Raw genomic sequence first — 13,438 nt, forward strand, 5'->3', positions numbered from 1 at the left:
GACCCAAATAACGTAGTACGCAAGGTACTGAGTCTGGTCAGAATGGCTTGTCAGATTTCTCTTTCAAGCCTCACGCCTTTAGGCTGAGGTTCCTGACGTTAAAAAAGAGAAGTAGTAGAGAAAAACCAATAATTTTTTCTCAATTACTTCACCGCCAGTGAATCTGGGTTACTCTTCATCCCTACTTCCGTAACGATGAACTCTTGTTCATCCTCTGTTGCCCATTTGCCGCTAATCTGGGATTGAGATTTAACCATTGAGAAGAAGACGATCGCGGGAATAGCCCCCACTAAAATGCCGAGAAAAGCGGGAATCCAAAAACCCGCCCCTACACTCATGACCAGGGCAAAACCCAAATTCCCAAGATAAACAATGAGGGGAAAAATCAATTGCGATCGCGACAGAGAGAGAGGATTTTTCTCCCATAACAGAGTTGCCACAGTCATAAAGACAATACCCGTCCCCAGCCAGCCGAAAAAGTTTTGATAGGGCATACCAAAAAAGCCTCCCGGTTGTTCCCAAATCCAAAAGGGGAGGTTAGCTTGACTCATGGCGGGGTCTAAAACGAAATCCCAAGAGGTGAGAAGAATAGAGCCAAAAGCGATCGCCCCCCCCAAACGCAGTCCCTTAGAGATATTCAATTGTTCCAAACCCGATCGCGCCAGCAGATAAGCGACAAAACCCAAATAAAACCACGAGAGGGGAATCGTAAACGGCACTAAACCCGCAATTTTATAGCCTAAACCACTGAGATAGCGATAGTGACCGAAAGGGAACCCTGTACTCGTTCCCAGCAGTTCGCTGCTTAGGGAAATGGTGATGGCCGATACCATAAAAGTAAACCAGGCTTTGAACCCAAAAACGCGATAAGCATAAATCGCGACGGCGGCGGTTCCTAGCACCATATAAGCCGCCCCTCCTCCCACCATCGACCAAGCAAAGACCTTCTGTCCGATGGGAGAAAGACTGACAATAAATTCAGTATTCGGGATAACGAATAACAAGCCAGCCAAGCCAAAAAACATTGATGCAATATGACCGGCAAGGAACGATCGCTCGAGTATAACCAGTTTTTTCATGAATTCTAGCCCTCTTAAAATGTTGGTAGTCATTGACACCCTCAGAAAAATTTCATCTTTTCCAAGGCGATCGCGCAGAATAAGAATATTTTGCCAATTTTTTTCGCTACGCATCAACCGTCTAGTTTACATCTCTAAACACATTATTTAAAGTTTTGTAACAGAATCGGCAAATTGCCGATTCTTCTGTATTGCGTTGTACCAGGTTTAGCTTAACAATTTTGTAACAATTTTGATCGAGGAACTAATGCAATGGAAAAGATGATGCTCTCAAAATTTTAGGAAATGATAGGGTTTTGTTTGACAAAATATGTAAAATATGCACAGAAAACATACATAGCTTCAAAGTTTTTGTCCGACTACTTATAATGTTAATGGTAGGTTGTAGAATAGAGTGAATTGGTTCAATGAACGACAATCCTTCTATTTCCTCGCCAAGTCGAGACCAGATTTATGAATTCATCTTCTCCCCCAGATACCACTATCGCTATTCGTTCCCTACAACTGCGCGATTTTGAAGCAGTGCGGGAACTTGCTGCCAAATCTTGGACTCGGGAGCGAGGGAGCGAGATGGAGGCTTTACAGGAAAAATTAGAGCGGTTTCAACAGTGGTATGGACTGCTCAAACTTTCTCGTCTCTTGCCAAATTCTAGCCGACATCCCTTTCATTTATATGTTGCTGAACAACAAGATAGAATTTGCGGTTTGATTTGCGTTGCGCCTTTTAACCGCACTCGCAGCACTTGGCAGGTGCAGAACGTTCTCGTTGATTTTCAAGCATCACAGCCCCAAGAAACCTTAAATCTGAAAGATATTGGCTCCCAGTTGCTGCGGCACTGTTTCGAGACGATCTGGGAGGCGCGAACTTGGCTTTTAGAGGTCAATGTTAGCGATCGCGACACCCTCGCCCTCTACCGTCAAAATGGCTTTCAACCCCTCGCACAAATGACCTCTTGGCATATTGCCCCGGAAATTGCCCTGGAACTCGCCCAGCACGAACCCTCCCTCCCCAATTTGCTACCTGTCAGCAATGCTGAGGCACAGTTACTTTATCAATTGGATACCGTGTCTATGCCGCCATTATTGCGACAAGTGTTCGATCGCCACATCCAAGATTTTAAAACTCCTTTACTTCAGTCTACAGCGACCAAATTTGAGCGCTTGGTCAATCAAAGAGAAGTAGCGAGTGCCTATGTATTTGAACCCCAGCGCAAAGCGGCGATCGGCTATTTTAAACTTGAGTCTTGCCCAGAGAAAAAGGCTCATCAAGTGGAACTTACGGTTCATCCTGCTTATACCTGGTTGTATCCAGAATTGTTTTCCCAGATAGCCGGGTTGGTTAAAGATAAAAAGAGGCGATCGCTGCAAGTGGTTTCCGCAGACTATCAGCCGGAACGGGAAGAATATTTGGAAAAATTGGGCGCGGAACGTCAAGAACATACTCTGTTAATGTCGCGATCGGTCTGGCATAAGTTAAGGGAGACTCGTCGTGAAGGTTTGCAGTTATCCGATATGTTACAAGGACTTAATCCCGCACGCACACCAGTTCCCAGTCGCATTCACTGGTTAAAGTCATTTCGGGTCAAATCCTCGGAATCTCATTCTCAAGAGAATAATAAACCCAATCCTCCCGAAGCGACTTCTTAGAGAGATTTTAATTACTCGGTTTCATAAAATTCAATACAATCACCGCCTTTTTTCTGAGCGCGATCGAGGGCTTTTTGCGCCTGTTCTACTAAAATAGTAGGAGAGTCATTCGTCGTCGGAATAAAGGTCGTAATACCAATTGAAATTGTTATTTTATCCCCTGTTTCTAGAGAATCGGAATCCTCCTCATATTCAAGACCAGTACGAATTAATTCCGCGACTTGTAATGACCAATAATCGTCAGCATTGGGTAAAATTGCCACAAACTCTGCTTCTTCATAACGTGCGACTAATTCTTCCGAACGACGGAGATACTGTTTAATTGCTTTAGCAACCTTTTGCAAAAATTTATTGCTGGTTTCATCTCCATAATTCTTCCGATGGAAATCAAAATTATCGACATGGAAAATCACTAAAGATAAGGGCAAAGATTCTGCTGCTAAAGTTTGCCACTGTTGGGCAAGATAAATTTCAAAATAGCGTCGATTGGCTGTTTGTGTTAAGTTATCAACCGTCGAACGTTCAGCTAGTTCTTGATTTTCTGCTTGTAGAGATAAGAGAACTTGTTTTTGTTGAGTAATATCGCGAACGGTAACGGCAAATCCATCTCCCAATTTAACCGCACTGATATAGTACCAAATTTTTCGATCTCCTCGCTCATAACAAAATTCTCGCTCCAAAGGTTCTCCCATTTCCGTCACTTTGACAAACTCTGCAAATAAGAGGGGATCTCGTTGGCTGAGAAATTTTTTGAGGATCAGTTTTCCCGTTAATTCTTCTTTTTTACGTTCGACAATACGAGAAATAACAGGGTTAACAACAATGCAGCGAAAATCAGCAATTTTGCCCGTTGTTGGCTCTCGAACCGCTTCTAAAGCCGCAATGCCATCTAAAGAAGTGTTTAAGACACTGGCAAGAAGAGCGCGAGATTGGTGTAAAATTTCTTGAGTTTCTTTGCGTTGTTTAATTTCTTCCTGCAATTGCAATTTTTGACGTTGAATTGTGAGTTGATTTTCAATCCGAACAATCACTTCTTCCACTTGAAAAGGTTTGGTAATATAATCTACTCCTCCCATTTGAAAGGCTTTAACTTTATCTAAAACTTCATCTAAAGCACTAATAAAAATAACAGGAACTTCAGTTGTTTCTGGATTGGCTTTGAGTTGAGAACAAACTTCATAGCCATCCATATCGGGCATTTTAATATCAAGTAAAATCAAATCTGGTGCTGCCGATTGCGTTGCACGTAGAGCGATTTTACCATTGATGGCTTTGCGAACTTTATAACCATTTTCTGAAAGCATTTGCGAAAGCACGCGCAAGTTTTCCGGTAGGTCATCAACAATTAAAATATCACCGAGAAATTCTTGTTCTGTAGTCATTACTAAATTTGTTCAATTAATGCAATAATTTTATCAATCCGAAATTGTTTGACTAAATTCGCGATCGCCTTGGCTAAATCGGCGTAGTCTGCGGGAATTTCGGCCACTAAAGTTAGAATCTGTTCATCATCTAAGTCGATTGCAGCTTGATAAAGCCGTTTCCGCCAAGTTTCTGGCATTACCCGCAGTGTGTCAGAATCTAGAACATAGTTTTGCTGTTTTTGTTGGATTTGTAGATCAGTATCATCATAAACATAACGGACTCCTAAATGTTTAGCCATTGTCTCAAAAAGTTCTTCCTCTCGGAAAGGTTTTCTCACGAAGTCGTCACAACCAGCAGACAAGACGAGCGCTTTTTCCTCCTCTAATGCACTGGCTGTCAGGGCAATGACTGCTGTTGCATTCCCTTTGAGTGTCTTTTTAATATATTTCGTTGCTTCATAACCGTCCATGACTGGCATTCGCATATCCATCCAAATCAAGTGAGGTTCCCAGGTTTCCCAAATCTCGATCGCCCTTTTGCCGTTTTCGGCTTCTTTCACGGCAAATCCTAGGGGTTGCAGTAGTTTAACGAGTAAAATGCGATTGCTGGGGCGATCGTCTACAACGAGAATGCGATATTGGATTTGATTGTTAGCCAGGGCAATGACTTGATGCTTGGGTTTTGCCTCCAAAACTTCCATCGCTAGGGCAGCACCTACCCAAATATCAAAACTAAAGGTACTCCCTTTCCCTTCTATGCTGCGAACGCGAATATCCCCACCCAGCAAACGAGCGAATTTCTGAGCGATCGGTAAACCCAACCCCGTCCCTTCTTGGATTTCTGCTCCTGCTTGAGTTTGCGTGAAGGCTTCAAAGAGGCGATCGAGGTCTGACTCGGCAATTCCTAATCCTGTATCGGTAACATCAAAATGAATTTGGGCGATCGGAAATCGCGGATTGGGGATGGGACAGGGGGAGGGAGTTGCTGTTTGGCCTTCTTTCTCTGTTTTCCCTACTCTGACCCGCACGAAAATTCCCCCCTTGTGGGTAAATTTAATCGCATTTCCCAGTAAATTAATTAATACTTGGCGAAGTTTAACAATATCGGTGCAGACGTATTGTGGGATGTTTTCTTGTCGCTCAAAAATCAATTGTAGCCCTTTATTTTCGGTGCGGAGCAGAAACATATCTTCAACTTCATCTAAGAGACGATAAAGGTCAAAATTAACGGGCTGCAGGACGGTTTTTCCTGCTTCAATTTTTGAGAGATCTAAAATGTTATTGATCAGGGTGAGCAAGTGTTCGCCACTGCGATTAATAATCCTAATATTTTCCCGATCGCTTTGAGAGAGTCCTGTCGATCGCCCCATTAGTTGAGAAAAGCCAAGAATAGCATTGAGAGGAGAGCGCAATTCGTGGCTCATATTCGCGATAAAGGTACTTTTGGCTTGATTGGCTTCGTCGGCTATTTCTTTCGCACGAATTATTTTTTCTTCAATGGAAATGCGATGGCTAACATCGTTTTGAATGCCGATAAAATGGGTAAGATTTCCCTTTTTATCACGGACAGGAGAAAGACTTAATTCATTCCAAAATCGCGTTTTATCTTTGCGGGTATCGTGTAAGAGAATCTGGCAAGATTTTCCTGTGGCGATCGCCTCTTTTAGTTTCTGAAAATCTTCACTTTCGCGATCGCTATCCAAGAGAAAATCAAAGCTCTGCCCCAATACTTCCTCGCTACTGTATCCTGTAATTCTCTCAAAACCAGTATTAACGAAAATAATAGGATAATTTTCAACACGAGCCTCGATGATAATTATACCATTGACTGACTCCGCGATCGCTCTTTTCAAAATTCGCAAATGTTCCTCAACAGCTTGGCGAGATTTGATTTCTTGCTGCAATTGTTGGTTTTGCTGTTGCAGTTGGAGTTGTAGCGATCGCAGACGCAGTTGGTTGTCAATTCGTGCTAATACTTCTACAGTTTCAAAGGGTTTAGTAATATAATCAACTCCTCCGATTTGAAAGGCTTTCACTTTATTATCTGCTCCATCTAAAGCACTAATAAAAATTATAGGAATAGCGCTAGTTTTAGGATTAGCTTTCAGTTGCTCGCAAACTTGATAGCCATCTAACCCCGGCATAGTAATGTCTAATAAAATTAATTGAGGGGGTTTCGATTGTGCCGATTGTAGCGCCAGTTTACCATTGGGTGCAACCCTAATTTCATAATCTTTCCTAGAAAGCATTTGGGTTAAAACACTTAAATTTGCTGGCGTATCATCGACAACAAGAATTTCGATTTTTTGGGTTTCAAAATGATTCATTATGTTTTTTCTCCTCCTTCAGCTAACTCTAATAATCGATCTAACCGATAGGAATTGGTTAAATCGAGTAATGTTGCAGCAATTTCTGGATACTGTGGCTGAATTTCTGTAATTAGTTTATGTAACTGTTGAATTTGACCCTCAACTATGGCTTGATAAAATATTGCTAACCATGTTTTGGGTAAAATGTCAAGATCGGCTGGGGTGATTTTTTGAGATGCAGTAGGAGAGGAAGGCTTGTCTAATTCTTCGTAGATAAAAACAACCTCTAAATGTTTCTCTAAAGCCGAAAAAATAGTCTCTTCTCGAAAAGGTTTGCGAATAAAATCATCAAATCCTACTGCAAAAACTGCGGCCTTTTCTTCTTCTAAAACACTGGCAGTAATTGCCAAGATTGCTGTCTCTTTACCTTGAGAATAAGAACGGATTTTTTTCGTTGCTTCATAGCCATCCATAACAGGCATTCGCAAATCCATCCAAATGAGATGAGGTTGCCAATTTTGCCAAATTTCAATCGCTTTTTGACCATTTTCTGCTTCTTGAAGTTCAAAACCAAAAGGATTGAGTAATTTAATTAAAAGTTGACGATTGATCGGTTTATCATCAACAATTAAAAGACGATAAATTGCTTGATTGGGAGCAAGGGCGATCACATTTCGTTTGCTTGTAGGGGTAGAAATATCACTATTTTTTGCGATACTCACTTGCATGGAAAACTTGAAAACTGTTCCTCGATCTACTTGACTTTCTACAGTAATATCTCCTCCCATGAGTTGTATAAACTTGCGAGAAATAGGTAAACCCAAACCCGTCCCTTCTTGAGAGTTTAAACCGCTTTGAGTTTGTCCAAAGGCGGTAAAAACGCTATCGATCTCTTCTAGAGCAATTCCGACTCCCGTATCTTCAATTTCAAAACGAAGGGTTGTTTGTTGTTGGTTGTTTACTTCTTCATCGCTCCCGGCAAAGACTCGAACAGCAATCCCTCCCTCGTAGGTAAATTTAATAGCGTTATTAATCAGATTAATTAGAACTTGATGAAGTTTAGTGCGATCGCTATGAACAAAACGAGGCACATTATCTGCATACTCGCAGTGCAGTTGTAAGCCCTTTTCTTCTGCTTTGAGATATAACATTTGTTCGACTTCATCTAAAAGACTATAGATGTCGAAATCTGAAGGATTTAGGGTTGTTTTTCCCGCTTCAATTTTAGACAAATTTAAAACATTATTAATCAATGTTAATAAATATTCACCACTGCGATTAATCAGATTGATATTTTCTTGTTGATCTGGGTCAAGTCTTTGCGATCGCGTCAGAATTTGCGAGAAACCGAGAATAGCATTAAGAGGAGTGCGTAATTCGTGACTCATATTAGCTAAAAAGGTGCTTTTGGCTTGGTTAGCTGCATCGGCTTTTTCCTTAGCAATTTCCAATTGTTGGTTAGACTCGGCCAGTTCTGCCGTGCGTTCTTCCACGCGCTGTTCTAAGGTGATAAAATCATCCTGCAACTGTGCGGCCATGGTGTTAAAAGATTTCGCTAATTCTCCGAGTTCATCCTGACGTTGAATATCTGTTGTTTGCTGCCATTTTCCTTCAGCAAGGGCTTTCGCTGACTGGTTTAAACGCAGAATGGGTTGTGTAACCCAACGTGCCGTTAAAATGCCTAAAACCGTCGCTACAGCTAATGCTACAAGACACAGGGCGATCGTCGTGCGGTTATTAGCATGGATTTGTTCCATAAAGTCCGCTTCTGGGATAACTACGACAATAAGCCAGTCCAGACCGTACTCATCTTTAAAGGGTTGAACTTGAATGAATTCTCGCCGACCGTTGAGGGTAAAGGCGAGTTGCTGGGGGTTTTGAATGCGAGTAAAATCTCCAAAATGTGCTTGTAAATATTTTGCCGTTTCTCGTACTAGGGGATTTTTGAGTTCACTTGCCTTGAGACGTTGAACATCTTTGTCTTTTTTCACATAAGATAGTTCCTCAAGAGATGTCGCTAATAAAGTTCCCGATCGCTCTATAACAAAAGTTTCGCCAGACTTGCCAATTTCTAAATTTTTGAGAAATTGCGTAAATTCTTCCGATAAAAGGAAATCTGTCGCACAGGCTCCTATCGTTTGTCCTCCCTCGTCATAGACGGGTATGCTCGCAGAAAGGAGGGGAACATGAATAATCGCATCAAGATAAATTTCCCCCCAATTTGGTTTACCTGTCGTCATCGCATTTTTATACCAAGGGCGAGTGCGAGAATCAAAGCGAGGTATTCTTTCATCAATGGTCGGGTTACTAAGGTTTCCTTTCTCATCAAAGTTGTAATCTCGAAAACGATTACCCGTTGATTGATTAACAATTGAGAATAGTCGGGATTTATTCGGTTCTTTGCCTACTCCTAAAAATCCACCGTCCTTCTCACTTCCACAATAAATCCAACTATTGCTAGGAAAAAGTCGCGACTGTTCCCAAAGCAAGTATTCTCCTTGCATCTTATCAATATCAATATCACCGCGAGCAAAAGCACTAGCATTAATTCTATTAATAATGTGAGGCGCTTCAGTGTATGCTCTTAATTCTCGTTCGATCCGAGCCGAGAGTTCTTTTCGTAATTGTAATGCTAAGTCATTAACGGCTTTTTGTCCATTACGGTAGGAAAGATAGCCTACAACTCCTACTGTACCAAAAATTTGTAGAACAAAAGGGACGAGTAAAACAACCCGTAAAGGCAGTCGTTTTGATAGATCCGTCAGAGTTTTGGGTGAGAATTTGAAAACCATATTAAGAATTAAGAATTAAGAATGGATATTAGATGGGGATTTCAATCAGAAATACTGTTTCTCCTGGCTGGGAAGTACAAGATAGTTTACCATTATGTTTTTCTGTCACAATTTGATAGCTAATGGATAAGCCTAATCCTGTTCCTTTGCCAATGCCTTTTGTGGTAAAGAAGGGATCGAAAAGTTTAGCTCGGGTAGTTTCACTCATTCCCATGCCATTATCGCGAATGCGAATGATAATATTATTATCTTTTCTCTGGGTTTGGATGTCAATTTGACTGGGATGTGCTTGCATTTGTTCTAAGGTTCGCTGGCGATCGCGTTCTTCTAAAGCATCGATCGCGTTACTAATAATATTCATAAATACCTGATTGAGTTGTCCTGCATAACATTTGACGCGAGGTAATTCGCCATAGTTTTTAATAATTTTAATTTCTGGTCGCCAATTTTGTGACCGCAAACGAGTTTGTAAAATCATTAAGGTACTATCAAGACCATCGTGAAGGTTAACATCTTTGACTTCCGATTCATCGAGACGAGAGAAAGTTCGTAGGGATCTCACAATTCCACTGATGCGATCGGTTCCGACGCGCATAGATAGAAGTAATTTCTGTAAGTCTGCTTTGAGAAAATCAAGGTCGATCGCTTCAATTTCCTCGCCGATATCGGGATGAGGTTGAGGATAATATTTTTGATAAAGATCGAGCAATCCTAATAAATCTTCTGTATATTCATTCGCATGGACGAGATTACCATGAATAAAATTGACGGGATTATTAATTTCATGTGCCACTCCAGCGACCATTTGCCCCAAACTGGACATTTTTTCGCTTTGAACCAGTTGCGTTTGGGTGCGTTGTAATCGTTCTAAAAGGTTTTCCAATTCTTGGGTACGCGCTTGACTTTGGGTGAGGAGATTGGCTTGATTGAGGGCGATCGCTAACTGATCGGTAACGGCTTCTAAAAGCTCTACTTCGTCATCATGCCAAGGTCGCACTTCTTGATGTTGAATACAAGCAATAATACCATAACGTTCTCCGGTATTATCCCAAACCGGAAGAACTAACATCGATTGATTTCCTAGGGTCATTACAAACTCTCGTACTTCTCGATCTTCGATGTGAGAAACATCATTGAGACGCACGGTTTGTCGTTGCAAAACCATTTCTGAAAGCGGTCCAAAAGCACTAACAGGATGTCGTCCGATAAAACTGGGTAAATTCTCAGTTTGGACTTCCACGACAATATCCCAATAGGCTTTTTCTCCTTCTTCAACATACCAAGCAAAGTGACAGCGATCGACTTTGATAAAACGCTGAATCTCTCGTACTGTTGCATTAAGAATTTGTTTTAATTCGAGGGAGTTACGAATTTGGTTGGTTAATTGGTTGAGTAGTTTTTCTCGTTGTGCTTGCTGATAAATAAGCTCGGTTGATTCCTGCAAGGCTTCTTCTTGACGTTTGCGATCGGTAATATCCCGAGATACACCTACGGTTAAAATAATTTCTCCTTTTTCGTTGCGAATGGCAGATTTAATTGTATTAAATTGTCGCACTTCTCCATCATGACGGGTTACGGGTTCTTCTACTTCCAGAAGTTGTCCGGTTTCAAAAACATAAGCATCATCGCGAACAGATTGTTGAGTATAATCAGGCTCGTTAAAAGAAGTATCAATAAGACTTTTTAGTTCCTCATTACTCATGCCATAATAGTCTCGAAAAGATTTATTCCCCCAGACAATCTGGGATTTTTCCCGTTTCACCAGTACCATATCGGTAATAGAATCAAGGATTTGTTGATACTTGGCTTCACTTTCTTGTAAGGCTTGCGCGATCGCTTTGAGATCGCTAATATCAGTGATAATACCAATTAAACCGAGTAGTTCCCCCAATTCATCTTTAATACTATTGGCACTAATAATGGCAGGAAAATGACGACCATTGCGAGAACGTTGTTCGGCTTCACCCATCCAAGATTCTCCGTTAAGAACGGTTAAGACGACTTCTTGATAAAGATCGCTATCTGGATAACAGGCTGCAATTCCTCCCGTTTCTCGATAGTTTTCTATGGTTTCGCAATGGTAGAGTTGAATGTGAGCTAAATTTTGATAAATGAGTTCCCCTTGAGGATTGGCAATGGCGATCGCGTCGCTGGCACTTTCAACGGCTCGTTTAAATATCAGTAATTCTTCTTCTGCGTGTTTGCGATCGGTAATGTCAATAATGATGCCATCCCAAATAATAGCATTGTCTTCTTGTCGTTCTGGTTTTGAGAGAACTTGCACCCATTTTAAGATTCCACTGGGGGTAATGATGCGGTGTTCGTGGTCAAATCTTATCAGCGATCGCGCTGATTTTTGAATCGTTTGATGGAGAGAGTCAATATCGTTTTGATGAACTAGATCGAAGGTTTGTAGAAAATTGCTCGGATCGAGTTCATAAATGTCGCGGCTTCCTTCAGAAACATAGGGAAAAGATGGTGTTCCATCGGCTTCAAGGCGAAATTGAAAAATTAATCCAGGGATATTATCAATTAATCTTTGCAAGCGAATTTCCGTGTCATGCAGTTTTTGGGTTCTTTCGATAATTTTCTCTTCTAGTTCATTGTTTAATTGTTGTAGGGTTTTTTCTGTTTTAATGCGATCGCTAATATCAGCAAATGTTCCCAGAATACCGATAACATTGCCTTGAGAGTCGTGCAAGGGGATTTTATTTGTCTCCAACCAATAGGAATTACCATCGGCTTGTTGTGCCGGTTCAATAATGCCTAATTCGGGAGCATCGGAGTCCATAATACGGCGATCGCATTCCCGGAAAAATTCTGTTTCTTCTGGTTTCCAAGGCAGATCGTAGTCAGTTTTACCGACAATATCTACAGGAGAATTTAAACCAGTAAGATTAGCAAAATATTGATTGCAACCCAGAAAAACAGATTGGCGATCTTTCCAGAATATTGCTCCAGGGATATTGTCGATCGCCAGACGCAAAAATCCTTTGGAGTCGGAAGAATATCCTTGGCGAATTGCTTCTAACTCAGCCTGAGTTTTTCGCCATTCTTGCTCTTTTTGGCTACAACGGTGTTGAGATTCTGCCAACTGTTGTTGTAAGCGTTGATTTTCTTCCTTAAGTTCGGCAATCTCTTTTTCTTGCAGTTTGAGTTTTTTAGGCATCGATCTTTCTCGGATTAAAAATAAACTTAAAGATAAATTTTTTCATTGTCCTCCTTAAAGAAAGCGATGCTGAAATTTACTCTGTTTTTTTTATTCTAAATTAAGATTGAGTTTGTTGCTCTAAAACGCGATTAAGTTTTCCACTCTGATATCCTTCCAGATCGAGGGTAACATAGAGAAAGCCAAACTCTTGAAAAATGGCGACTAAACTGGGTAGATCGACACTCGCGATAAACGCTTTAATTTGTTCCGGTGGGAGTTCAATTTTTGCCGTATTTCCAGCCGATCGCACTCGCAAATTCTGCCATCCTAATTTTCGCAGATAAACTTCTGATCGTCCAACGCGCTGCAATTTTTCTACGGTAATTTCTTCCCCATAAGGAAAACGAGAACTCAAACAGGGTTGAGAAGGTTTATCCCACCAGGATAAACCCAAAGTTTTGCTTAATTCTCGCACTTCTAATTTTGTTATTCCTATTTCTGCTAAAGGCGATCGCGCACCTCGTTCTTTTGCGGCTTGAATTCCAGGACGATAATCTTGTAGATCGTCAGCATTAACCCCATCAATAACATAAGGATAGCCTCGAGCGATGGCGATCGGTTTTAAGGTATCGTGGAGTTCGCTTTTACAAAAATAGCAGCGATTGACAGGATTGGAAGTATAGTTAGAATTCTCCATTTCATGGGTTTCTATGGCTTCGTGAGTAATGCCGATGGTTGCTGCTTGTATTTTGGCTTCTTCTAAGTCTTCTGGTAGTAGAGATGGGGAAATTGCTGTTATTGCTACAGCGCGATCGCCTAAAACATCATAAGCAAGTTTTGCCACTAAGGTGCTATCAATGCCACCAGAATAAGCAATCAAAGCGCGATCGATTTCCCTCAATAATCTTTTTAATTCTTGCAGTTTGCGATCCAACATAAAATTTACCTCAAATTTATCAAATTTTAACATTTTTAGAGAGTTGATAACCACTCCCCACTACCCACTAACCACTCCCCACTAACCACTCCCCACTAATCACTACCCACTAACCACTCCCCACTAATCACTCCCCACTAACCACTCCCCACTAACCAC

At 41.2% G+C, this 13,438-nt stretch carries 7 protein-coding genes; 1 reads left to right on the forward strand and 6 read right to left on the reverse strand.

The genetic code is table 11. From position 1 onward, the window contains the following. Nucleotides 1-143: 143 nt before the first annotated feature. Nucleotides 144-1,079, reverse strand: coding sequence for a gamma-carotene 1'-hydroxylase CruF (gene cruF / locus JUI58_RS11275; RefSeq protein ID WP_204103892.1), 936 nt, complete (start codon nt 1,077-1,079; stop codon nt 144-146). Between the two features lie 453 nt (nt 1,080-1,532). Here cruF and JUI58_RS11280 point away from each other — a divergent pair, with 453 nt between their 5' ends. Beyond that, the gene (locus JUI58_RS11280; RefSeq protein WP_204103886.1) at nt 1,533-2,726 is read left to right on the forward strand and encodes a GNAT family N-acetyltransferase; all 1,194 of its coding nucleotides are present in this window, start codon (nt 1,533-1,535) and stop codon (nt 2,724-2,726) included. An 11-nt stretch (nt 2,727-2,737) separates the two neighbouring features. Here the strand turns inward: JUI58_RS11280 and JUI58_RS11285 are convergent, their stop codons facing one another. The 5 genes from JUI58_RS11285 to larE all read right to left on the reverse strand — a co-directional run bounded on the left by JUI58_RS11285 (nt 2,738) and on the right by larE (nt 13,279). Further along, complete coding sequence (locus JUI58_RS11285) at nt 2,738-4,108, reverse strand: diguanylate cyclase (RefSeq protein WP_204103887.1); 1,371 nt, start codon at nt 4,106-4,108, stop codon at nt 2,738-2,740. 2 nt (nt 4,109-4,110) lie between these two features. Next, nucleotides 4,111-6,417, reverse strand: coding sequence for a response regulator (locus tag JUI58_RS11290; RefSeq protein ID WP_204103888.1), 2,307 nt, complete (start codon nt 6,415-6,417; stop codon nt 4,111-4,113). Continuing rightward, complete coding sequence (locus tag JUI58_RS11295) at nt 6,417-9,191, reverse strand: hybrid sensor histidine kinase/response regulator (protein ID WP_204103889.1); 2,775 nt, start codon at nt 9,189-9,191, stop codon at nt 6,417-6,419. The genes JUI58_RS11290 and JUI58_RS11295 overlap by 1 nt, the downstream gene beginning before the upstream one ends. Nucleotides 9,192-9,219: 28 nt before the next feature. Beyond that, the gene (locus JUI58_RS11300; RefSeq protein ID WP_204103890.1) at nt 9,220-12,360 is read right to left on the reverse strand and encodes a PAS domain S-box protein; all 3,141 of its coding nucleotides are present in this window, start codon (nt 12,358-12,360) and stop codon (nt 9,220-9,222) included. 100 nt (nt 12,361-12,460) lie between these two features. Further along, entirely contained in the window at nt 12,461-13,279 is an 819-nt protein-coding gene (larE, locus tag JUI58_RS11305; RefSeq protein ID WP_204103891.1) for an ATP-dependent sacrificial sulfur transferase LarE, read from the reverse strand. Nucleotides 13,280-13,438 lie beyond the last annotated feature (159 nt).

Origin of the sequence: Spirulina sp. CCY15215 (genome assembly GCF_016888125.1) — a bacterium.
Taxonomy (GTDB): Bacteria; Cyanobacteriota; Cyanobacteriia; order Cyanobacteriales; family Spirulinaceae; genus CCY15215.

Excerpts from the sequence above, each read along its gene's own strand:
- larE (WP_204103891.1), bottom strand. The coding sequence starts at position 13,279 with ATGTTGGATCGCAAACTGCAAGAATTAAAAAGATTATTGAGGGAAATC.
- JUI58_RS11285 (WP_204103887.1), bottom strand. The coding sequence starts at position 4,108 with ATGACTACAGAACAAGAATTTCTCGGTGATATTTTAATTGTTGATGAC.
- JUI58_RS11300 (WP_204103890.1), bottom strand. The coding sequence starts at position 12,360 with ATGCCTAAAAAACTCAAACTGCAAGAAAAAGAGATTGCCGAACTTAAG.
- JUI58_RS11290 (WP_204103888.1), bottom strand. The coding sequence starts at position 6,417 with ATGAATCATTTTGAAACCCAAAAAATCGAAATTCTTGTTGTCGATGAT.
- JUI58_RS11280 (WP_204103886.1), top strand. The coding sequence starts at position 1,533 with ATGAATTCATCTTCTCCCCCAGATACCACTATCGCTATTCGTTCCCTA.
- JUI58_RS11295 (WP_204103889.1), bottom strand. The coding sequence starts at position 9,191 with ATGGTTTTCAAATTCTCACCCAAAACTCTGACGGATCTATCAAAACGA.
- cruF (WP_204103892.1), bottom strand. The coding sequence starts at position 1,079 with ATGAAAAAACTGGTTATACTCGAGCGATCGTTCCTTGCCGGTCATATT.